Source organism: Bradyrhizobium sp. YCK136, assembly GCF_044570075.1.
GTDB classification, from domain to species: domain Bacteria; phylum Pseudomonadota; class Alphaproteobacteria; order Rhizobiales; family Xanthobacteraceae; genus Bradyrhizobium; species Bradyrhizobium diazoefficiens.
In genome coordinates, this window is the sequence record NZ_CP172424.1 from 3942733 (window position 1) to 3965148 (window position 22416).

General features: G+C 62.6%; 15 protein-coding genes. 3 read left to right on the top strand and 12 right to left on the bottom strand.

The annotated features are described in order from the left end of the window. The first annotated feature begins 138 nt into the window (after window positions 1-138). Entirely contained in the window at window positions 139-1413 is a 1275-nt protein-coding gene (locus ACFLEY_RS18775; protein WP_211433739.1) for a hypothetical protein, read from the top strand. Between the two features lie 306 nt (window positions 1414-1719). Here ACFLEY_RS18775 and ACFLEY_RS18780 read toward each other — a convergent pair whose 3' ends face one another. The 9 genes from ACFLEY_RS18780 to ACFLEY_RS18820 all read right to left on the bottom strand — a co-directional run bounded on the left by ACFLEY_RS18780 (window position 1720) and on the right by ACFLEY_RS18820 (window position 15807). Continuing rightward, entirely contained in the window at window positions 1720-2379 is a 660-nt protein-coding gene (locus ACFLEY_RS18780) for a DUF3102 domain-containing protein (protein ID WP_211433740.1), read from the bottom strand. 301 nt (window positions 2380-2680) lie between these two features. Then, complete coding sequence (locus ACFLEY_RS18785; protein WP_211433741.1) at window positions 2681-2971, bottom strand: hypothetical protein; 291 nt, start codon at window positions 2969-2971, stop codon at window positions 2681-2683. 873 nt (window positions 2972-3844) lie between these two features. Further along, on the bottom strand, window positions 3845-4228 hold the full coding sequence (locus ACFLEY_RS18790) for a MobC family plasmid mobilization relaxosome protein (RefSeq protein WP_211433742.1): 384 nt from the start codon (window positions 4226-4228) through the stop codon (window positions 3845-3847). A gap of 133 nt (window positions 4229-4361) precedes the next feature. Continuing rightward, complete coding sequence (locus tag ACFLEY_RS18795; protein WP_396604712.1) at window positions 4362-4940, bottom strand: hypothetical protein; 579 nt, start codon at window positions 4938-4940, stop codon at window positions 4362-4364. A gap of 1123 nt (window positions 4941-6063) precedes the next feature. Further along, window positions 6064-8601, bottom strand: coding sequence for a tetratricopeptide repeat protein (locus ACFLEY_RS18800; RefSeq protein ID WP_211433744.1), 2538 nt, complete (start codon window positions 8599-8601; stop codon window positions 6064-6066). Between the two features lie 40 nt (window positions 8602-8641). Next, window positions 8642-9652 carry a CBASS cGAMP-activated phospholipase gene (locus tag ACFLEY_RS18805; RefSeq protein ID WP_211433745.1) on the bottom strand — a complete coding sequence of 337 codons (1011 nt, stop codon included), beginning with the start codon at window positions 9650-9652 and terminating at the stop codon, window positions 8642-8644. A 108-nt stretch (window positions 9653-9760) separates the two neighbouring features. Then, entirely contained in the window at window positions 9761-12160 is a 2400-nt protein-coding gene (locus ACFLEY_RS18810) for a hypothetical protein (RefSeq protein ID WP_211433746.1), read from the bottom strand. Continuing rightward, complete coding sequence (locus ACFLEY_RS18815; RefSeq protein WP_211433747.1) at window positions 12147-14015, bottom strand: hypothetical protein; 1869 nt, start codon at window positions 14013-14015, stop codon at window positions 12147-12149. The genes ACFLEY_RS18810 and ACFLEY_RS18815 overlap by 14 nt, the downstream gene beginning before the upstream one ends. 67 nt (window positions 14016-14082) lie before the next feature. Next, a complete protein-coding gene (locus ACFLEY_RS18820) occupies window positions 14083-15807 on the bottom strand; it encodes a hypothetical protein (RefSeq protein ID WP_396604713.1) in 1725 nt (574 codons plus the stop codon). Here ACFLEY_RS18820 and ACFLEY_RS18825 point away from each other — a divergent pair. Then, a complete protein-coding gene (locus tag ACFLEY_RS18825; protein ID WP_396604714.1) occupies window positions 15727-16803 on the top strand; it encodes a sulfatase/phosphatase domain-containing protein in 1077 nt (358 codons plus the stop codon). The genes ACFLEY_RS18820 and ACFLEY_RS18825 overlap by 81 nt on opposite strands. 15 nt (window positions 16804-16818) lie before the next feature. On the opposite strand, the gene ACFLEY_RS18830 is transcribed toward ACFLEY_RS18825, so the two are convergent. The 3 genes from ACFLEY_RS18830 to ACFLEY_RS18840 all read right to left on the bottom strand — a co-directional run bounded on the left by ACFLEY_RS18830 (window position 16819) and on the right by ACFLEY_RS18840 (window position 21762). Further along, window positions 16819-17382 carry an invasion associated locus B family protein gene (locus ACFLEY_RS18830; protein ID WP_211433749.1) on the bottom strand — a complete coding sequence of 188 codons (564 nt, stop codon included), beginning with the start codon at window positions 17380-17382 and terminating at the stop codon, window positions 16819-16821. Between the two features lie 64 nt (window positions 17383-17446). Then, window positions 17447-20593 (bottom strand): multidrug efflux RND transporter permease subunit, encoded by a 3147-nt coding sequence (locus ACFLEY_RS18835; RefSeq protein WP_211433750.1) that lies wholly within the window; start codon window positions 20591-20593, stop codon window positions 17447-17449. Further along, the gene (locus ACFLEY_RS18840; protein WP_038966871.1) at window positions 20590-21762 is read right to left on the bottom strand and encodes an efflux RND transporter periplasmic adaptor subunit; all 1173 of its coding nucleotides are present in this window, start codon (window positions 21760-21762) and stop codon (window positions 20590-20592) included. Before ACFLEY_RS18840 ends, ACFLEY_RS18835 begins: the two co-directional genes overlap by 4 nt. 399 nt (window positions 21763-22161) lie before the next feature. Between ACFLEY_RS18840 and ACFLEY_RS18845 the strand changes: the two genes are divergently transcribed. Then, entirely contained in the window at window positions 22162-22401 is a 240-nt protein-coding gene (locus ACFLEY_RS18845) for a hypothetical protein (RefSeq protein ID WP_028170951.1), read from the top strand. Window positions 22402-22416 lie beyond the last annotated feature (15 nt).

Sequence of the window (22416 nt, forward strand, 5' to 3'; positions counted from 1 at the left end):
CAATGGCCGCCCTCTTTTGACCCCTATCGGGCGCGGCGTTGGATTTGCAAGCGAGCGCATGATCTAGGCTGGACGCAAGAGCGCTTCAGGGAATTCGATCGTCACCGGGGGCACAGCGGCAGCCGTTACGATCATCAGTTGGAGCGCATCGGCAAGAAGTACCAGTGGATTGCCTTCTACGAATTGTTGGCGCGGCTCGGAGATAATGTCGGTTTTGTCGGATGGCGGCGTGAAGATAGCATGCGGGTGTTCGAGGGGCCGTGGGAGCTGAGCCGACGTAATATGGACCCGTCGCTTTTTGCTTCACGCATGCCTGAAGAGAAGCGTCAGAGTGACCGGACTTGGTGGATGCCGTTTCAGGTGACTCTTAAATCGGTCTCGCCGCAGGCTCGGCTGACGTGGCTGGATAGCGCTGACGATATTGTAAACGATTCCTCGTTGCTGAGCGTTGTGGACCCGATTGCGGGCCGGGAGTGGTTGGTTATTGATGAGTACGAGGGCTGGACGCAATGGGGTGTGCAAGAGGGGGATCGGTCACTCGAACGGCAGACATGGTTCTTTGTCATTTGCCTGCTGGTTCAGGCCAAGGACCGCGAAATCGCCATAGAGACGCTAATGGCGCGCGTCCTCGATGGCCACGATAGCTTTACGTCGCTCGATATCCCGGAAGGGTACATTGGCGAGTACCCTTGGCATCCACTGTACGAGGGCGTGGATACATGGATACGGCCCGACGATTGGAATGGCTTGCGCAAGCCCTTGCAACCGACCGTCACGGAGTATCGCGCGGAACGCAGTGGTCACGACTACTCGATCGAGGACACAGTAAAGTTTCATGTTCCGGCCCCGGGCCTTTTTGCCGGATTGGAACTCCGTTTGACGAACGGCCGGGATCTCACTTACGCGAATGCTGACGGTCGTGTGGTATTTTTCGATCCGTCGACCAAGGAGCCTGGTCCCGGAGCCGCCTTGGTGGACCGACAAGAATTTCTTGATTTCTTGAAGCGCGACGGATTGGAGGCGGTGTGGGTCATTACTGGCACCAAGGAAGCTTTCGGAGGGAAAAAGCGTGACCACGGATACGGCGGCGCACGAAGCTTTGCTTCTGTCTATTGGCTGACCGAGAATGGCTTCGAACGGCGGGATCGGGAAGAGTTTCGGCGCCCTACTAAAGATCAACTAAAGAAGTTCTTCGACGAAGAAGGCGTCGATAGCATTCAAGCTTCGGTGCGAGCAACGAAGGGTACGCGAGCGACAGCGAAGCGCGCCAAGAAAGGCAGTCGGAGCAGGAAAAAGAAGGCGCCCGTGGCAAAGCGATCTGCCAAAAAGAAGAAGTCGATTGCGCGTAAGACCAAGCCTATTCAGAAGCCTACGCAAAAATCAACGAAATCGAAGAAATCTGCACGCAGATGACGTTCGATGAGCATCACCGTTCGCCACGAGCGCGACCTTCAAATCGAATCCAAGGCCCACATTTTGGTGCAACAGTGGCTCGATGCGGGCAACCTAAGCGGTCGCTCGGTTAACCGACCGCGACGAGACTTGCTCGGAATAGGGCGTCTATTTCGATGGCTGCAAAAGCCTCGCCGTCCCCCTCGTGTCAAGGGCGGCTAAATGGCCACCGCTTCGCGGTAAACCCTTGACACGAGGGGGACGGCGAGAAAAACGGCATCCATGCGAAACGACGCCGCTACAGACGCCCAACAAGTTCGGCCGTAGCTATCGGGATCGAGGTTCGAGTTCGATCAACTCGCGATTGGCTCCAAATACGGTCTGCAACGCCGCCGGCAATGAGCTGGGATGGTTGACAACGGATGGACCGGTGATGAGCTCACAAAAGCGTCGATAGCCATCCTCGGAGAGAAGCTTCTCCAACAAGATTGCGATCTCTTTGCAAGCCGTTATCTGATCATCGCCATTTCCCGCAGATTTGCGTCCATTCTTCTTGCCGCACGCTGAGCGAATTTGGGCTTCAAAAGCCTTCACATCGAATTGGCTGGTTGCTTGTAACGTCTGCAGATTTTTGGACTTGGCGTCCTCCGGCATTGCGGCCAGCAGGTAGATGGTAGACGGAGACAAACGCGAAATCGTTTCGCTTTTGCATTCCGAAGCCAAACTGGCAGCCCGCATATAGTTCTCCGCCGTCCGGACGCTCACGCCGATTTCTTTGTCAACCCAACGCGAAAATAGGCCGTGTTGAAGGTTGGATTTGACCTCGATCAGGAGAGCTCCTGTGGCCAATATCGACTGGGTCTGATGACCGATTTCCGTTTTGATGCGTGCCGCCTGGCTTTTCAAAACCTTCGCTAGATCGCGATCTACGAGCGAGTAGTCAAATCCTATAAAATTAACGCTTTGTCCGTCTGTCAAGTTAGTCATTTGCCCCTCATTTGCGGGCCACCCGGGCCCTCCTTGGGGAACATCCGGCAAATGAGCAGTGTCAGGAGCCTGGGCGCATTTTATTGTTGGCAGCCCAAGCGGCCCGACCATCTTAGCCATGCCCCTCGTGCCAGGCGAGCCTGAGCGTGCGAGGTCTAGGGGCGGTATTTGGGTGGCTCAATCGGGACGCCCCAAATGTCCCAGCGCGTCTCAAAACGCTGAGGCGGAGCGGCGTCCTTGTTCGTGAATTCGGCTATCGGTCCTGACTCGGCAAGCCGACGGCCGACGCGTCGCAGCAGGATCAGCGTTCGTTGATGCTGGAATTTGCAAGTAAGTATTCCAGTTTTCCATCGATGTCCTGCAACAAGGCGGCCTGGTGCTGCGAGTGATCGGCCAGAGCTTCCAGAAATCGCATAATCTGAAGGATCGGGTCTTGATCCGCGTCCGGGGTAGCCTGTTCGAGCAATCCGAGAAGCGGCGTCAGCTCCTTCAATTGGGCCGAGATCGCCTTCGATTGGTCGAACAGCCTTCGTCCGTGACCGATTGTCAACGGCCCCAAGTCCGGGTTGGTTTTCTCGCTGCTTCCGCTCATCTATCGTCTCCATCATCATATTGCGAACGGCGTGGCGCTTCAGCCTGAGTAAACGGTCAAGTGCTCCGAGAACAAACCCATTCTTGCTGTCGCGCAGCACCCACACGCCCGCCTTGGCGCCGGGAGCAATCTCATATCCGGCGCTACTGAGCGCTGTTTTGAACGAGCTGATATCCAGCGTCTCGGTCCACATCCTCTGGACGGAAGCCCGAGCGGCAGGAAGGTCGAAATCGAGACGCTTGGCGCGATTTCTCGAGGCGCTCGAAATTGCTGATTTTGGCTGCTCTGGCTGCTCGCCGTGAGCTTCAACGAGCCACGTCGCCACCTCGGGTCTGCACTTCCGAAGCGCACGCAAAACTGAGACGTGGTGTCGGCCGAGACCGCAGGGTTCCGCGGGACCACCCGGTGAAGCCAGGCGCCACGAATACTCGATTTCGCGGGCCAGTCGCTCTGTTCGGAGTTTCGAAAATCGATCCCTGATTGCTCGACCATTACTAAAATTGCCCAGAACTAAATGACCATGGACCCGCCCATCCGCCCCGCCAGCACGCTCTTTGCCGTGGATAACAACGGCATACGGCCTCGTTCCACCCGGATCAAATTCCCGCCGCAAGGCGTGTGCTGCTTCCACTATTTCCGCATTCGTTCGGTTGGTCGCCGGACTTAGAGGAAAGTGGTGAAACGCGGCGGCTCCGGGAATAGCGCCGTCCCGGAGCAATTCCATGTCCCGCAGCGCGCCCGCGAGATTCACGGCGGCCGTGTTGCCGACCTCCGCCAACAAAACGAAATCGTTTTCACTCTTGTACAGGTGCGCGGCCAGCCTTGCGGTATCGCGCCGGGTCCGACCGTGCTTGCTGCAGTTGATAATCACGACTACGGGCCCTCGTCTTGGGCCGCAACGATAGTCTCACGCAGTCGCCGGAGTTCGGCGGTCGCCTCTAGGACAATCGCGGGGTCCAGATCGAACCCCGAGTTTGCAGCGCGAGCGAGCTGATTCAGGTTGTTACCGATCCGGGCGATCTCGCCAATCGCCTTTGCCAGATCACGAGAAGCCTGGCTGGGCGTGGGGCGACGGCGCGGCGCGGGCGTCGGCGTTTTCCCGACTGCTGAGACGATCACGACGCGCGCGAACGTGCACGGGCCTACTCCGGCTGCCTCGGCCGCCACGTTGATGGCGTTCCGCTCCGCCAAAGAGAGGCGGATGCGCAGCGCCTCCGTCCGGCGCTTTTTCAGCTTATTTTCTGCATTGGGTTGCACAGGGGTACCCCTTGCCCAGAATTGGCGGTGGTCCAAAATTCGGAGAAATGTGGACCACCGCCACCGCTGGCTTATCTTCCTATCTTCGCTTTCTTTCTCATCTCACCTTGCTCGTTAGCTTCCCTCATCCATTTCAGGGTCCCTTGTATCCGTAGGCCAGAACGTCCCATCCGCCCTCATCACGATCTCTGAGCGGATGATGGGGAAGCGGCACCCATCCGTTCACGCACAGCCAATCCGATCTTGAGGCCGAGTTAACGTGAATCCGCCGGGGGCCGCGGGTGCTAGCGAATGGGCTATGGAGGATCTCGTAGAAATTTCCCCGCCGGAGGGCTTGTGGGTAAACAATGAAGCCGTGGCGCTCAATCAAGTGGACCGCCCGATACTTTTCGTGGCTGGCGATCGGTTGGGCAGTCATGCTTTGGGGGCGTTCCAGTCCGTAGGCCTGTGCAAGGGCGGTCACCATCAGCATCGTAATCTGGCCGGGTATCTCCAGGACTAGACCTTTCTCCGCGCCGTCCACCCAAACCTCCCAGTCGGTCTCCACCGCGGAACGGAGCGTCGCCTCGTCCACGTCGGCGCCGGCCGGGCCGCAATCAAAATGGTCGCCCTTCGCGGCTCTGCACCGCAAATAATCGACAATGACCGGGCCCACGACCCTGCGGGCTGCCTCATGCTTTTCGGATGCCCCGTGCGCCGTCGCGGACTGCAAGAGCTGCACAGCTCGACGAAAGGTGGGTCTGGGGCGTGCTCTCTCGTAAGACCGGACTCGGGAAAGGAAGGCCCCTTGAGTATCATCGCCTCCGCGAGCAGCCGAAGTGTTATCGACTCCCAGACCAATAGCGTCACTTGGTGCGGCCGAACTTCTCTTCGGCTTCGGAACCAGTAGATTAATCAAACCATCGAACATGCGCATGAGCTGTCTCCGTTGTGCTGCTCATGGCGCGCGCTAAAAAGAGGCTCAAAAATGGCGGCCCCTGCGGCAGACCCGGCAAGCTGATGCCAAGACTGCCTCTCCCAAACCCGGCTAGAATGCCCAAAGAAGCGCCCCGGTCGGAAAATGAAGAAAATGTGGAGCGAACCGAACGCCCTTATCTGCTGACCGTGTAGGACCGGTTAGGTGGGCGATTTCAGGGACGGTCGAGGAGACCATCCGGCGTAGCCGAAAACGAACAGACGATTCTCACAAAATTTTTTCTGCGGCTGAGCCGGTCTCACCATTTTCACACACTGCAGATTGAGCTTAAAGCGTCGTCTTCCACGATGTGCCCTTGTGACACATTAACGAACCGACCCGTCTTGGCGGGCGTTCAGAGCATCAGCGTCCTCAGTCGCATCAGATACATCGACAGCAAATTGGAATCGGAGCAACATGAGTTTTGGCCGACCAGCGTAGGCGAATTATCGGCGGCGCTTCTTTTACATCTCCCCATGGCGAAACTCGTGAACCAATGAAGTTCTCTGTCTCTGTCGGGAGAGGCTACACCGAGTTGCCCTTTGTATCGAAGTGAACTTTGCGGCGGGAAGGAGTGGGGTGAAGGGACGGCCGGCGGATCGAAGGTGGATGTTGCTATCGTCTTTTCAATCCGGCTGGCCGGAAACGAGCGAAAGTTGAGAGTAAAACAAGGCCTTCGTCGGCGAATCCTCAGCGCATGTGGAACGGCGCCGGCGAGCCAGTCATCGCCGATTTGAAATCCGACCCTTCGTCCGTCGGCGCAATTCTGCAGTTCGTCACGCTGAGCGCGAACTACACACTCGTGGCTAAGCCTAACAAATGATCGCACTGACCGCCCGTATTCGCTTCGACCACCTTTTACTTTGCCCCAACGATCGGACTATTCACGCCGCTTGAGCGCCATCGCGCGATTTCCCCGAGTGGTGCTCAGCATATTGTCCCACGACGGGTTGCTGCTCCAGGCCACTTGCCCAACCCGTAGACGTACGCCTTCCATCAAGCCGATCGCAACATCATAGTCGGTGATAGCTCCCGCGAGGTCGCTGCTGTCCGCCTTGGCGAGCCCGCGACTATTCAGGAAGCCGGCGAGATCATTCTGCCACGGAATCGGCCACGCTTCAGCCAGCGCGGTACCGATCGCTAGCATGAGCGCGATCGCGGCGTCGTAATCGGCGATGGCACTGGTGAGGTCGCGGCTGACCCACTTGGCGAGCCCGCGGTTCTGGAGCACGGCTGCGAGATCGTGTTGCCACGGGATCGGCCAGGCCTCGCCCAGCGCGGCGCGGGTCGCCTGCCTAAGCGTGATCGCGGCATCGTAGTCGGCGATGGCGCCCGCGAGGTCACCGCCGCTCATCTTGGCGGCCCCGCGGTTCTGGAGGGAGTTGGCGAGATCGTTCTGCATCCGGACCGGCCAGGCCTCGCCCAGCGCGGAGCGGGTCGCCTGCATCAGCGCGATCGCAGCATCGCCGTCGGCGATGGCGCCGGCGAGGTCGCCGCTGCCTGCCCTGGCGTTCCCGCGGTTCTGGAGAACATTTGCGAGATCGTTCTGCCACGGGAGGGGCCAGGCCTCACGCAGCGCGGCGCGGATCGCCTGCCTGAGCTCGATTGCAGCGTCGTAGTCGGCGATGGCACCCGTGAGGTCGCCTCCGTCCCACTTGGCGAGCCCGCGATTATTGAGGGAGCCGGCGAGATCGTTCTGCAGCGGGGCCGGCCAGCCCTCAGCCAGCGCGGTGCGGATCGCCTGCCTGAGCGCGATCGCGGCATCAGAGTCGGCGATGGCACCGGCGAGGTCGCCGCTGCCCCTCTTGGCGGTTCCGCGCTTCTGCAGGGAGGCTGCAAGATTATTCTGCCACGGGAGGGGCCAGGCCTCGCCGAGCGCGGAGCGGATCGTTCGCATGAGCGTGATCGCCGCGTCCTGGTCGGCGATGGCGCCCGCAAGGTCACCCCCGCGCGCCTTGGCATTCCCGCGGTTCTGGAGCACTGTTGCAAAATCGTTCTGCAACGGCACGGACCATGCCTCGCCCAGCGCGATGCGGATCGCCTGCATGAGCGCGAGCGCGGCGTTGTAGTCGGCGATGGCGCCCGCGAGGTCGCCGCTGTCCGCCTTGGCGTTCCCGTGATTATGGAGAACCGTTGCGAGATCGTTGTGCATCGGGACCGGCCAGGCTTCGCCCAGCGCGGTGCGGATCGCCTGCGGGAGCGTGATTGCAGCATCGTAGTCGGCGATGGCGCCCGCGAGGTCGCCGCTGCCCCACTTGGCGTTCCCGCGGCTTTGGAGCGCAGCTGCGAGATCGTTTTGCATCGGAATGGGCCAGGCCTCACCCAGAGAGGCGCGGACGCGCTGCCTGAGCGCGATCGCAGCGTTGTAGTCGGCGACGGCGCCAGCGAGGTCGCCGCTATTCGCCTTGGCGAGCCCGCGGTTCTGAAGGGAGCCGGCGAGATCGTTGCGCTGCTCGATCGGAATGGCTTCCGGTGGATGTCTGGAGGGAGGCAGTACCAATGCCGCAATTAAGGTCAGCCCAGACACGCGCAGCAGCGCATGGCCCTGATGTTCCAGGGCGTTGTCGCGTTGTACAAGCAACGATACGAGGTCGGCCGGATTCCACCGCTGCGCAATCGGCTCGGAGCCTGACAGGTGCACCAGGGCTTCAATGAACGGTGCAAGGGGCTCCAGCAGCGCCCAGGCCTCGCCCGTCGGGTCGTCGCCTGCGACGAGTTGGTCAGCAGCATCGAGCGCGCGGGCAGTAATGCGCGCCTGCATCAGCTTGAGCATCGGGCCGACCGACGGGTCGTCTTCTGCGGCTGGCAAGAACTCCTTCAGCGCCAGGCAGAACCGCGTCGTTCCCGCGCCCGCCCGCGACACCCACAGCACGCCCTGAAGCATCTGCAACGTTAACAGCAGTCCCGGGTCAATGCGGTCGTGCGCCTCAGCTTCGGGCCGATCAAGATCGAGCAGCCGCGCAAGCAGACGGATCTCAATCCCTGCGAACTGTTCGGGCAACGGCGTGAGTGCTCCACCGGTGGCCGGATCGACCTTGCGTCCCTCGCCGAACACCCAGGCATGTGCTTCTTCCATCGCCGCCAGCAGCGCCAGCACTTGCCGGATCGCCTCCGCCTGCTTGCGGCCGTACTCGCGCTCGAGGTTTGCAAGCCACACCCGGTAGAGACCGCTGCCCGGGGCCAGTGCGGAGATGTTCTTGACCGAGGCCTGTCCGACCTCGCGGCGGTCTGCGAGGAACGAGACATAGGCGAAGCGGCTGTCGGCTGCGCGGATGATGGCGTCTGAAAGCGCCGCATCTTCCACGTTGGTACGATCGAGTGATAGCCGCCCGCACAAGTAATCCCGCAGCAGCGCCTGGTACGGCGCCGAACCAAGATCATACCGGCGCACACGCAGGGGAACGGCGGCCAGGACCACTACAAGAGCTCCTCGACTTTAGCCTCTGAAAGTCGGGCAGTCATGGCTTTACTCGATACGACTTTTGCTCTGCAAAGAAGCCCTCTATCGTCGGTAGCTTGCGAAATTTGTAGTACATGTCAGTGGCAAATTGGTTCATCAAGGCAAGCGATTGCGGAACCGCGAGATCGAGCTTGATGTACTTTTGCTGCTCGCTGCTGATCTCGGCGCTGGGTATGCGAGTGTATGTCATTGGTATAGTCTGTAGTCCTAGCATCGCACTCAGGAATATATCGGCAAACTCGCTTTGAGCAATGAGGCTGAGATCGAAGAGGTCAGGGGCCCACCGCAGGAAGCTCCTGCGGCGCTTGAGCATTGGAGTTCTTCCAGCACTGAAGTTCATGCTGGCGATGGAAAGCAAAGCCAGATGGTCAAACGGTTTGCCAGGACCCACGAAGTACGAGAGCGCTTCAGTCAACCCCACAAGTGATGGATTGTTGGCCCAGACGCCGCCGTCGACATACTGGGTGTTGTTTTCTTTCTCGATCTGCGCCAGCGGAAAGAAAGTTGGAGCAGCAGAGGTAGCCAACGCAACGTCGACCATCGGCAGGGAGTTGTGGCGAGAAAGATTGCCTTCCTTGTGATCAAACTTGAAAATGCCGTAGGTGCCGTGGGTGAAGTCGTACGTAGGTATGCATAACAAGCAATGGCTGTCTCCAATGGTGTTTTTTTGGAGCAATTCTTCCAACGCCAGACGCAGATCTTCGTCTGAAAATTTGCCTCCAAGCAGTGTCTGGCGAAGTAGCGCAAGCCAGCTTTGCGATCCTTTGAAAATCTTCGGGCCGTGTATCTCGTAGAAACGACAGATTGTTTCTGCCGGTATACGCAGTGCAAGGCCTAAGGCAATCAGGCCGCCGGTTGAAGTCCCGCAGATCAAATCCGCATAATCGACGATGCGGGCCGCGTCGCCGTGTGTTTGCCGGATGTCTGCCTCCAGAAGGCTAAGTATCTTTGCTGAGTAAAGTCCCTTGATGCCGCCGCCATCGATGGAAAGCACTTTGAACTGTTTCATGGCTCCCTCTGAACCGCTGATCCGTCGAATGAACTGTCGCAAGCATTCGTTTGGTTTGTCCTTTGCGCTAAACCGCTTTCGGAATCATCCTGCTGCCGGAGCGCCACATTATCGCCGACTCTCGCGTGCTGCACCCTGTAGCGCCATCGCGCGATTTCCACGGGCGGTGCTTAGCATATTGTCCCACGACGGGTTGCCGCTCCAGACCGCTTGCCCAACCCGTCGACGGACGTCTTCCATCAAGCTGATCGCCGCGTCGTAGTCGGCGATGGCACCGGCGAGGTCGCCGCTACGCGTCTTGGCGATCCCGCGGTTCTGGAGGGAGCGGGCGAGGTCGTTCTGCAACGGGACCGGCCAGGACTCACCCAGCGTGGTGCGGATCGCTTGCCTGAATGCGATCGCGGCATCGTAGTCGGCGATACCGCCGACCAGGTCGCCGCCGCGCGCTTTGGCGATGGCGCGGTTCTGGAGGGACCTGGCAAGATCGTTCTGCCACTCGATCGGCCAGGCTGCACCCAGCACTGCGCGGATCGCCTGCCTGAGCGCGATCGCGGCATCGTAGTCGGCGATGGCGCCTACAAAGTCGCCGCCCTGCGCCTTGGCGGCCCCGCGGTTCTGGAGCGAGCCGGCGAGGTCGTCCTGTAACGGAACCGGCCAGGCCTCACCCAGCGCGGCGCTGATTGCCTGCTTGAGCTCGATCGCGGCGTCGTAGTCGGCGATGGCACTGGCGAAATCGCCGCCCTGCGCCTTGGCATTCCCGCGGTTCTGGACGACATTTGCAAGATCGTTCTGCAATGGGAGCGGCCAGGCCTCGCCCAGCGCGGAGCGGGCTGCCTGTCGTAGTGCGATCGCGGCGTCGTAGTCGGCGACGGCGGCTAAGCGGTCGCCACTGATCGCCTTAGCATTCCCTCGGTTCTGGAGCGAGCCGGCGAGATCGTTCTGCAATAGACCCGGCCAGGCGTCACCCAGCGCGGCGCGGATCCCCTGCCTGAGCGCGATGGCGGCATCGAAGTCGGCGATGGCGCCGGCGATGTCGCCGCCATCTGCATTGGCGATCCCTCGGTTCTGAAGCACGGCTGCGAGATCGTTCTGCAAGGGGACCGGCCAGGCGTCACCCAGCGCGGCGCGGATCGCCTGCATGAGCGCGATCGCGGCATCATAGTCGGCGATGGCGCCGGCAAGGTCGCCGCGGCCTCTCTTTGCGATCCCGCGGTTCTGAAGGGAGCCGGCGAGATCGTTCTGCAACGGAACCGGCCAAGCCTCGCCCTGTGCGACGCGTATCGCCTGTCTGAGCACTATGGCCGCGTCGTAGTCGGCAACGGCGCCGCCGAGGTCGCCGCCGCCTCTCTTCGCGATCCCGCGGTTCTGGAGTGCAGCTGCGAGATAGTTCTGCGACGGGACCGGCCAGGCCTCGCCTTGGGCGGCGCGGATCGCCTGCATAAGCGCGATAGCGGCGTTGTAGTCGTTGATGGCTCCGGCGAGGTCGCCGCCGGACGCCCTGGCGTTCCCACGGTCCGAAAGGCAGCCAGCCAGCGCGGTGCGCTGATTGATCGGTTGCTCGTTGGCCAGATGTGTAGAAGTGGGAGGTAGTATCGAGGCTGCAGCTAGAGTCAGGCCAGGCACCCGCTGCAGCGCGTGGCCCTGATCTCGCAAATCGTCGTCGCGTTGCACGAGCAATGACAAGAGAGTAGCCGGTTTCCATCGCTGCGCGATCGGATCGGAGTTCGACAGATGCACCAGAGCTTCGATGAGCGGTGCAAGGGGCTCCAGGAGCGCCCAGGCCTCACCCGCGTCTGCGACGAGTTGGTCGGCAGCGTCGAGCGCGCAGGCAGCCACGCGCGCCTGCATCAGCTTGAGCATTGGACCGACCACCGGGTCGTCCTTCGCGGCTGGCAGAAACTCCTTCAGCGCCAAGCGGAACCGCGTTGTCCCTGTGCCCGCCCGCGAGACCCACAGCACACCTTGCAGCATCTGCAGCGTCAGCAGCAGTCCCGGGTCAATGCGGTCGTGCGCGTCAGCTTCGGGCCGGTCGAGATCGAGCAGCCGCGCAAGCAGGCTGATCTCAATCCCTGCGAACTGTTCGGGCAGGGGCGTGAGCGCTCCGCCGGTGGCCGGATCGAGCTTGCGGCCCTCGCCGAACACCCAGGCGTGCGCCTCTTCCATGGCCGCCAGCAGCGCCAGCACCTGCCGGATCGCTTCCGCTTGCTTGCGGCCGTACTCGCGCTCGAGATTGGCGAGCCACACTTGGTACAGGCCACTGCCCGGGGCCAGTGCGGAGATGTTCTTGACCGAGGCCTGCCCGACCTCGCGGCGGTCGGCGAGGAACGAGGCATAGGCGAAGCGGCTATCAGCCGCTCGGATGATGGCGTCCGAAAGTGCCACATCTTCAGCATTGGTAGGATCGAGCGACAACCGCCCGCACAGGTAATCCCGCAGCAGCGCCTGATACGGCGCCGAACCGAGATCATACAGGCGAACACGCGGGGCAGGTTGTTTAAGACCGGCCATACAAGGCCTCGACGTGCGTGGAAAGGAAGCTGGGCGCGTCCACGTCGCCCACCGGGCGTGACGTCAGCAGGAGATAGACTCCCTTCGGCAATTCGTTCGGGTGAGGCAGTACCTGAAGGGGCGTGCTCTCGGGCGGCGGATCAGCCTCGTCCAAGCCGTCGATGGCGACCAGCAACGGTGCGCCCGGCGGTGCGAGTCGATAACGCTCAGCGAAGTTCTTCCATTCCAAGAGCCAGTGTAGAAAAGTGCCTGAAGTGGCAGCTTCGACAACAGGCCGCGCCTGCGGCTGTTCGTTCCGCAAATTTTGCGAAGGGTTGTACGCGGCCTGCAACTTGTCCTGTAAGGTGCTCACCATGCCAGCGAGGCCGGTGCGATATTCCTTCCGGCAATAGTACGCGACGCATTTGCCTCCCTGCGCGGGGCCGAACCGCGGATCGATTGGCGCGTCTCCGATTTCCGCTTCAGTCAGACCTTGGATGAAAGTTGTTTTGCCCACATGGGCTGGCGCCTGCAACCAAAACACGCCACGATCGTGCGTGCCCAGGAAATCTGCGAGATCGTCGCGCAGATACGCAGGCGACAGGTAGTTGCGATCGACGCGTGCCTTGTCGAGCGCCTCAAGTACGTGGCCGAAATTCGTCGAGGCGCCGACAAGTTCCGGCGCATCCTCCGGCACAACGTCGCCGAGTGCGTCAGACAGATCGCTGGCCTCCGCTCCGTGGAGCCGGGACTTGTGGCCGCGCGCATAGTCGAGGAGGTCGAACCGTCCGCCCCGTGCGGCGTCGTGCAGTGAGTCGTAGAGGAAGACGTCACGCCGGCCGCATTGCGTGCAAATGCGAGCTGCAACGAATGGCGCAAGCGAAAGCGTGCGCCCATCAGAGAGGCGCACCGATGTGCCCACCACGATCCCCTCGTGACCTGCGTGTCGTTCGTCCGCGAGCCATCTGTCTGCTGCAGCTGCTCCACTGAGCGAAAAGAGTTCTGGGGCAACTCCGGCCTCCACAGCCATCCCGTCGTACGCCCCTTCGCCGACCATTGCGTCGAGGACGGCCGCCAGCGGCGTTACGCGAATCAGGTCGCCGCGCAAGTTCTGGACCTTGCCGGTATCGAGACAACCGATCACAAGTTCGGCAGTCTCCTTGGGGTTTAGTGATCGGGTGCCGTGTCCGATCACGTTGTTACGGACTGTCACGAACTCGTCCGCTGCTGCGAGAAGCTTCCGTCTGGATGCGCGGGCCAGCGTCTCGAGCGGTGCAGAAATGGAGCTGCCGTCATTGTATCGGGAGGTCGCCTCGCGCAACATGCCGGTCCAGTGACCAAGAGAAAGGCCTCGCCGAAACAATTGGCGCCGCGCCCAATCTCTGCGATCGGGATCCGTCTCCATCAGCCCGCGCATCAGCACTGTCGCAGTGAACTTGATGAGCGCCTCAAAGGTGTCCTTGAGCTGAAGCAACGCGCTGTCGACCGATGGATCGATGCGTTCGCCGCTTGCGAACTGGCGTCCCTGCATCTCGTCAAAAAGACGCTCGATCTCATGAGCGATCGGCGCTGGCCATCGATCGCGCACCGCAGCGCGCCAAGGTTTCGACGCCAGACGAGCGGCGGAATCCTTGAGTATCCGTCGCGCATCTTCGACAGTCGCCAATTCGACGGTGTCAGAGGCGAGCGCCGCACTATTTTCGGCGCGCTGGCGCGCGAATTCAAAGATGAGCTCACGCCGTGCAGGATCGATATCAAGTTTGTCGAGTTCGTCCGAGACGATTGTTCGGAATCTCCCCCGTGTATGTCTCAGGGCCTCAGACTTTTCCAACAGAGCCCAAACTAAGGACTTTTCCTGCTCCGCGAGGTCTGCCATGGATGTGTCCTGATTTGCCTGCCAAGCCATTTAATTTTTTCACCAATCGAGTATTTCGTTTGGTCTTCTATCTCGCGGCAGCAATCACGCGATTTGCTAGGGCGGTATTCAGCGCAATGGCCCATGGCGGGTTGCTGCTCCAGGCCGCTTGCCCAATCCGTCGACGGATGCCTTCCATCAAGCCGATTGCGGCGTCGTAGTCGGCGATGGCGCCCGCGAGGTCGCCGCTGTCCCGCTTGGCATTACCGCGGTTCTGAAGCGAGTTGGCGAGATCATTCTGCAACGGGACCGGCCAGGCTTCACCCAGTGCGGCGCGGGTCGCCTCCCTGAGCGCGATCGCGGCATCGTGGTCGGCGATGGCGCCGACGAGGTCGCCGCCACCTCGCTTGGCGGCCCCGCGGTTCTGAATCGCGACTGCGAGATCGTTCTGCATCAACACCGGCCAGGCCTCACCCAGCGCGGCGCGGATTGCCTGCCTGAGGGCAATCGCGGCGTCGAAGTCGGCGATGGCACCGGCGAAGTCGCCGCTGATCCGCTCGGCGGCCCCGCGGTTCTGCAGCGCAGCTGCGAAATCGTTCTGCATCGGGACGGGCCAGCACTCACCAAGCGCGGCGCGGGTCGCCTGCCTGAACGCGATCGCGGCGTCGAAGTCGGCGATGGCACCCACCAAGTCGCCGCCGCGCGCCTTCACTTTCCCGCGGTTCTGGAGCACAACTGCCAGTTCGTTTTGCATAGGGACCGGCCACGCCTCACCGAGCGCGGCGCGGATCGCCTGCCGAAGCGCGATCGCGGCGTCGTAGTCAGCGATGGCGCCCATCAGGTCGCCGTCGCGCGCGTTGGCGATCCCGCGGTTCTGGAGAGCCCTGGCGAGATCGTTCTGCATCGGGACCGGCCACGCCCCGCCCAGCGCGGTGCGGATCGCCTGCCTAAGCGCGATCGCCGCATCGAAATCGCCTATGGCGGCCGGGAGATCGCCGCGGTCCCCCTTGGCGCTCCCGCGGCTCTCGAGGGAGTGGGCGAGATCGTTCTGCCAAGGAATAGGCCATGCCTCGCCGAGCGCAGCGCGGATCGCCTGCCTGAGCGCGATCGCGGCGTCGTGGTCGGCGATGGCATCGGCGAGGTCGCCGCTCAACGTCTTGGCGCTCCCGCGGTTCTGGAGCGACGTGGCGAGATCGTTCTGCCAAGGAACAGGCCATGCAACGCCGAGCGCGGTGCGGATCGCCTGCATGAGCGCGATCGCGGCGTCGCAGTCGGCGATGGCGCCCGCGAGATCGCCGTTCTCCGCCTTGGCGCTCCCGCGGCCCTGGAGCACGGCTGCGTACTCGTTTTGAATCGGAATCGGCCAGGCCTCACCCAGCGCGGCGCGCATCGCCTGCCTGAGCGCGATCGCGGCGTCGTAGTCGGCGATGGCGCCGGCGAGGTCGCCGCCGCGCCGCTTGGCGATCCCGCGGTTCTGAAGGGAGCCGGCAAGATCGTTCTGCCACGGGACCGGCCAGGCCTCGCCCAACGCGTTTTGGATCGCCTGCATGAGGACGATCGCGGCGTCGTAGTCAGCGATGGCGCCTGCGACGTCGCCGCCGTCCGCCTTGGCGGTTCCACGGTTCACACCCCTCTCCTGCTGCCGGCCATGGGCAAGGGAATGGGCAAGGGGCGCAAGGCCGCCAAGACCCGCACGATCGCCTTCGGCTTCCAGGTCGTGCTGGGCACGCTGGTGAACGCGATCGGCGGCATCCGCGATCCCTTCGTCATCAATTGGCCGAAGAAGATCGTAGGCAAAGGCGAGCTGCGGCACCAGTTCGTGCACGCCTGCGACCTCACGCCGACGCTGCTGGAATTGATCGGCATCGAGTCGCCGCCGACGATCGCGGGCTGCCGGCAGATGCCGCTCGAAGGCGAGAGCTTTGCGCGCTCGATCACGGACGCGTCCGCGCCCTCAAAAAGCTCGCCGCAATATTTCGAGATGTTCGGCCATCGCGGCCTCTGGCAGGCGGGATGGAAGGCGGTCGCCTTCCATCCGCCCGGCACGCCGTTCGAGAACAACAGATGGGAGCTGTTCCATCTGGATCAAGATTTCTCCGAGACGAATGATCTCGCCACCAAGGAGCCGGAGCGTCTCGGCCGCATGATCGCGACTTGGTGGGAGGAGGCGGAGAAGCACAACGTGCTGCCGCTCGACGACCGTTTCGGGCCGCGCTTTGCGGAGAACGCCGCGCGCTTCCACGGTGCGCGCCACCATTTCGTCTTCCACCACGGCATGGGTCACGTGCCGACCGATGTGGCGCCCGACGTGCGCAGCCGCAGCTACACGATCGAGTTCGAGATCGACGAGGCGGGCGCCAACGGCGTGCTGATCGCGCATGGCGATGCGACGTCGGGCTACAGCCTCTACGTCAAGGACGGCCATCTCGTGCACGACCTCAACATCGGCGGCAGCCACCAGGTCGTGCACTCGAACCGCAAGGTGCCGTCAGGTGCGCGGCGGCTCGGTGTGCACGTCGAGCGCCTCCTGCGCAAGGAGCCGCCGGCCAAGGGCTCGCGCACCGGCGTTACCGAATACACGCTGCTGATCGACGGCGAGCCGGCGGGCACGCTCCAGACCCAGCTCGGCTTCCACACGCTGATCTCGTGGTCCGGCCTCGACATCGGCCGCGACCGCGGCAGCCCGGTGTCGCATTACGAAGCGCCGTTCGAGTTCGAGGGCCGGCTGCTGCGCGTCACCGTCACCATGCACAACGACCAGAAGCTCGACGGTGATGCCGTCGGCAACGCGCAGATGGCGCGGCAGTAGGGGCGAAACGTCCCGTTACTTGATCTTGTCGTAGGCGGCCGCGAAATCGCCCAGCGGCATCGGGATCGCGATCGTCTCCTTGGCCATGTTCTGGAAGGAGACCTTCAGCTGCTTGCCCGACCGCAAGGCTGCGAGCAAGTCCGCCGCGATCGGCGTCGAGGCGTAGCAGCCGCGGTTCTCGCAGGTCTGGATCTGGAGGTCGACCGTCTTGCCGTCGTCGATCTGGAGCTTGGCGCCGATCGGAAGGTTGAGGCCGAGCGGCAGTTGCAGCAGTGCCACCGGGGTGCGGGTGTCGGGCGCGATGCGGATGTTGATCAGGACGATGGTCTGGCCGGTCTTGGTCAGCACCGCGTTCTGCTCCATCGCGCATTCGAGCGGCGCATCGCGGCTGACGCTGGTGCAGCGCACGACCCAGCCGGCCTGCTGCGCGCCGTCAGCCTGCGGCTGTGTCGGCGCCGGCGCGGGCTGTGCGGCCGGGGCAGGAGCCGCGTTCTTCTTGGCGCTCAGCTGGGCATACGCGGCACCGGTCGACAACAGGAGGGCGGCGGCAAGGGCGACAAGTCTGGATTGCATGGGCATGGCGAGACTGCGTTGGCGTGAACCGGAAGCCTCGCTGTAGCGTCGCGGGAGCGACGGCGCAAGCTTACTCGGCGGCCTGCTTGACGGTGCCGCGCGCGGGTGCCTCGTGGCCTTCGCCGTCATCCGAACGGCCCCAGCCCGAGAACCAATTGTTGAGCTCGTCGAGATAGAGATAGACCACCGGGGTGGTGAACAGCGTCAGCGCCTGGCTGACGATCAGCCCGCCGACCATGGCGTAGCCGAGCGGCTGGCGGATCTCGGCGCCGGTGCCGTGGCCGAGCATCAGCGGCACGCCGCCGAGCAGCGCCGCCATCGTCGTCATCATGATCGGGCGGAAGCGCAGCAGCGCAGCCTGGCGGATCGATTCCGCCGGCGTCTTGTGCTCGTCGCGTTCCGCGGCGATGGCGAAGTCGACCATCATGATGCCGTTCTTCTTCACGATGCCGATCAGGAGGATGATTCCGATCAATGCAATGAGGCTGAAGTCGAAACCGGACGCCATCAGTATCAGGAGCGCACCGACGCCGGCCGAGGGCAGGGTCGACAGGATCGTGATCGGATGGATGTAGCTCTCGTAGAGGATGCCGAGGATCAGATAGACCACGACGAGCGCGGCGAGGATCAGCAGCGGCACGGTGCCGAGCGACTGCTGGAATGCCTGCGCAGTGCCTTGGAAGCTCGAGTTCAGCGTCGGCGGCGCGCCGAGATCGGCCATCGCCTTCTGCACGGCTTCGGTGGCCTGGCCGAGCGCGACGCCCTGGGCGAGGTTGAAGCTGATGGTGATCGCCGGGAACTGGCCCTGGTGGCTGATCGAGAGCGGGCGGACCGGATCGGTGGTCCAGGTCGCGAAGGTCGACAGCGGCACCTGGTCGCCGGTCAAAGGCGATTTCAGATAGAGCTTGTTCAGGCTCTCGAGACTGCCCTGCATCTCCGGCAGGATCTCGAGGATCACCTTGTAGGTGTTGAGCTGGGTGAAATACTGCGTGACCTGGCGCTGTCCGAAGGCGTCGTACAGCGTGTCGTCGATCAGCTGCGGCTGGATGCCGTAGCGTGAGGCGGTGTCGCGGTTGATCTTGAGCTGGACCGTGGTGCCCTGCGTCTGCTGGTCGGTCGCGACGTCGCGCAGCTCCGGCAGCGTCTGCATCTTGGCGAGGATCTTCGGTGCCCAGTCGTTGAGCTCGCCGAGATCGGCATCCTGCAGGGTGAACTCGAACTGCGTGCGGGTCGGCCGGCCGCCGAGCCGGACGTCCTGGGCCGCCTGCATGTAGAGGCGGGCGCCTTCGACCTTGTCGAACTGCGGACGCAGTCGCGCGATGATCTGCTGGGCCGATGCCTCGCGCTGGTTGCGAGGTTTCAGCGTGATGAACAGGTTGCCGTTGTTGCCGGCGCGGCCGCTGCCGCCGATCGACATGGCAACGCTGGCAACGTCGGGATCGGCCAGGATGATCTTGCCCAGTTGCTCCTGGCGTCTCACCATCTCCTTGAACGAGATGTCCTGCGAGGCTTCGGAGGTCGCCGTGATGAGGCCGACATCCTGCTGCGGGAAGAAGCCCTTCGGGATCAGGACGAACAGGTAGATCGACAGGCCAAGCGTGGCGAAGAAGATCGTGAGCGTGGTACGGCGCCAGGCCAGGGCATGATCGAGGATGTATTCGTAGCCCCGCAGCATCCCGTCAAAGGCGCGCTCGCTCCATTGGTAGAACTTGCCGTGGGTCACCTCGCCATGGGCGCGCAGGAAGCGCGAGGCCATCATCGGCGTCAGCGTCAGCGACACGAACATCGAGACGAAGATGGTCATCGCCAGCACGACGGCGAACTCGCGGAACAGACGGCCGATGATGCCGCCCATCAGCAGCAGCGGGATCAGCACCGCGACCAGCGAGATGCTGATCGAGACGATCGTAAAGCCGATTTCCTTCGAACCCTTGAAGGCGGCCGCCATCGGCGATTCGCCTTCCTCGATGTACCGGGTGATGTTCTCGAGCATCACGATGGCGTCGTCGACAACAAATCCGACTGCGATCGTGAGTGCCATCAGCGACAGATTGTCGAGTGAATAGCCGACGACCCACATCAGGGCGCACGCGCCCAATAGCGCCAGTGGAACCGTGATGGTGGGAATGACGGTCGCCCAGAAGCTGCGCAGGAAGATGAAGATGACCATGACCACGAGGGCGATGGTCAGCAGCAGTGTGAACTGCACGTCCTCGACTGCGGCGCGGATGGTCGTGGTGCGGTCGCTGATGAGCTCGATCTTGATCGCGGGCGGAATCGCTGCCACCAGCCGGGGCAAGGTCGCCTTGATCTTGTCGACGGTCTCGATGACGTTGGCGCCCGGCTGCTTGAATATCACCAGGAACACGCCGCGCTTGCCGTTGGCCCAGGCCGCCTGCTTGGCATCTTCGGCGCCGCTGACCGCCTGGCCGATGTCGCGGATCCGCAACGGACCGCCGTTGCGATAGGCGATGATGACGTCGTTCCAGTCCTTGGACTGGGTGAGCTGATCGTTGGCGTAGATCGTGTAGGCGCGCTTGTCGCCGTCGATATTGCCCTTGGGGCTGTCGACCGTGGTGATCGCGATCTGGCTGCGCACGTCCTCCATCGACAGGCCCTTGGCGACGAGTTTCGCCGGATCGACCTGAATGCGGATGGACGGCTTCTGCTGGCCGCCGATGAACACCTGCGCGACGCCGGAGAGCTGGCTGATCTGTTGGGCGAGCTGGGCGTCGACTGCGTCACTGACGCTGGTCAGAGGCAGCGTCTCCGAGGTCGCCGACAGCAGCAGGATCGGCGCGTCGGCTGGGTTGACCTTGCGACAGGTTGGCGGCGAGGGAAGATTCTTCGGCAGTTGGCCACTGGCGGCGTTGATGGCGCCCTGCACGTCATTGGCCGCGCCGTCGATGCTGCGGTTGAGGTCGAACTGGATGGTGATCGATGCGGTGCCCAGATAGCTCGTCGAGGTCATCTGGGCGATGCCGGGGATCTGGGCGAACTGGCGCTCCAGCGGCTGCGCCACCGACGAGGCCATGGTTTCGGGGCTGCCGCCCGGCAGGTTGGCGGTGATCTGGATGGTCGGAAAGTCCACCTGCGGCAGCGGCGCGACCGGGAGCAGGGGATAGGCGACGAGACCGACAAAGAGAATGCCCGCCATCAGCAGCGAGGTGCCGATGGGATAACGGATGAAAGGTGCCGAAATCCCGCCCGCGTTCATTCCTGTCGAACCTTGTTCTGGGCCGGATCCGAACTCGCCACCGCCGTCGAGACGAGGCTTCCGGGCTGCACCTTGAACTGGCCGCCGGTGATCACCTGCTGCCCCGGCGCGAGGCCTTCGTCGACGACCGAACGTCCGTCGATCGCGTAGCTGACCTTGACCTTGTGCACTTCGGCCTTGTTGTCTTGATTGACGGTATAGGCGTAAAGGCCGTTGGTCGAATGCTGGACCGCATCATCCGGGACCACCGTCGCGTCCTTCAGCGTCCGCACCAGAAGCCGCGTCGAGACCGACTGTCCCGGCCACAGCGTGTGGTCCTTGTTGTCGAACACCGCCTTGAGCCGGATCGTCCCGCTGGTCGTGTCGACCTGGTTGTTGATGACGGCGAGCTTGCCCTCGGCCAGTGTCTTCTTGCCGTCGGTGGTGAACGCGATCACCTTGAGTGCCCCGGCCTTCTGGCCCTCGCTGATATAGGCGAGCTGATCTTCAGGCGCGGTGAAGATCACCGAGATCGGCTCGACCTGCGAGATCGTGACGATACCCGTCTGCGTCGAGGCGTTGACGATGTTGCCGACGTCGACCTGGCGCAGGCCGGCGACGCCGGTGATCGGCGCCTTGATCTGGGTGTAGTCGAGCTGGGTCTGGGCATTGGAGATCGCGGCGTCGTCGGCGGCGATCTGGGCGGTGAGCTGGGCGACAGTGGAGCGCTGGGTGTCGACCCGCTGCGCGGTGGCGAATTCGCCGAGCTTCATGGCGCGCTGGAGCTCGAGATTGGCGTTCGCCAGATTTGCCTCGTCCTGCGCCTTCTTGGCCTTGGCCTGGTCGAGCGCGGCTTGATAGGGACGGGGATCGATCGAGACCAGAAGCTCGCCCTCTTTGACGATCTGGCCTTCGGTAAAGGCGATCCTGTCGATCTGGCCGTCAACCCGAGGCCGGACCTGGACGGTGTTGAAACCCTGAACCGTGCCGAGACCGGTCAGGTAGACCGGGAAATCGACCTTCTGGACCGGCGCAACGCTCACTGGAACGGCGGGGGCGCGGGGCGGACCTTTTTGTGCCGTCTGGGTTTTTCCGGCATTCGGCGAGCCGAATTTCTGCCAACCATAGTAACCCGCGGAGGCCACGGCCGCGATGATCAGAATCCAGAGGATCGGCCGTGTTTTTTTCATATCGGCTCGTGTCGGCTCTTGTGCCCTCATTTACGAATTGTGGGGCAATCATTGGGTTCCAAGGCGCTTGTATAATACACGCCAAGTTCCAGTGTAAACAGCACTATCGATCGGGAATCCTAAACAATTGGAAAGCTTTGCACGGCTTAGGCAACTCGCTGGCGCGCCGGTGTGCAGTGCTGCATTTTCCCGCCGCGAGCGATCAGCGTGCAAAAATGAGGCAATGCCCGTAGCCGGTGTGGGTGGCCGCGGCGAGTTGGGAACGAGGCTGGCGCAACACCCGGGCAGGAGCGTCGGGATGTGCGCGTTCCGAGAACGGTTCTAAATCGCGCGGGCGGTGTTTCGGTTGTCAGGAAAATCGGCATCGTTCATATCGGCGCGCCACAACGGGAGCGCAGGATGGACGAATTGAACGGCAAGCTGATCGCGTGTCAGATTCTGATCACGGGATTGATCGCCCGCGTCGCCAACGAGCAGCGCGACCCCTTGCGCTTCCTCACCGACTTCCGCGACGAGATCAAGGCGGTGGTGAAGGGAGTCAACATCGCCGGCATGGACAACACCGATCGTGTGCGTGCCGTCGCGCAGAAGACTGTCGACGAATTGTTCTCGCTGATGAAGCCGCCGAGCAGCGATTGACGCTGCGCACGCGAT

What these genes read in the sequence shown, in the direction of transcription:
- ACFLEY_RS18780 (WP_211433740.1), bottom strand. Translation starts at nt 2,379, where the DNA reads ATGACTAACTTGACAGACGGACAAAGCGTTAATTTTATAGGATTTGAC.
- ACFLEY_RS18785 (WP_211433741.1), bottom strand. Translation starts at nt 2,971, where the DNA reads ATGAGCGGAAGCAGCGAGAAAACCAACCCGGACTTGGGGCCGTTGACA.
- ACFLEY_RS18805 (WP_211433745.1), bottom strand. Translation starts at nt 9,652, where the DNA reads ATGAAACAGTTCAAAGTGCTTTCCATCGATGGCGGCGGCATCAAGGGA.
- ACFLEY_RS18810 (WP_211433746.1), bottom strand. Translation starts at nt 12,160, where the DNA reads ATGGCCGGTCTTAAACAACCTGCCCCGCGTGTTCGCCTGTATGATCTC.
- ACFLEY_RS18815 (WP_211433747.1), bottom strand. Translation starts at nt 14,015, where the DNA reads ATGGCAGACCTCGCGGAGCAGGAAAAGTCCTTAGTTTGGGCTCTGTTG.
- ACFLEY_RS18830 (WP_211433749.1), bottom strand. Translation starts at nt 17,382, where the DNA reads ATGCCCATGCAATCCAGACTTGTCGCCCTTGCCGCCGCCCTCCTGTTG.
- ACFLEY_RS18835 (WP_211433750.1), bottom strand. Translation starts at nt 20,593, where the DNA reads ATGAACGCGGGCGGGATTTCGGCACCTTTCATCCGTTATCCCATCGGC.
- ACFLEY_RS18840 (WP_038966871.1), bottom strand. Translation starts at nt 21,762, where the DNA reads ATGAAAAAAACACGGCCGATCCTCTGGATTCTGATCATCGCGGCCGTG.
- ACFLEY_RS18845 (WP_028170951.1), top strand. Translation starts at nt 22,162, where the DNA reads ATGGACGAATTGAACGGCAAGCTGATCGCGTGTCAGATTCTGATCACG.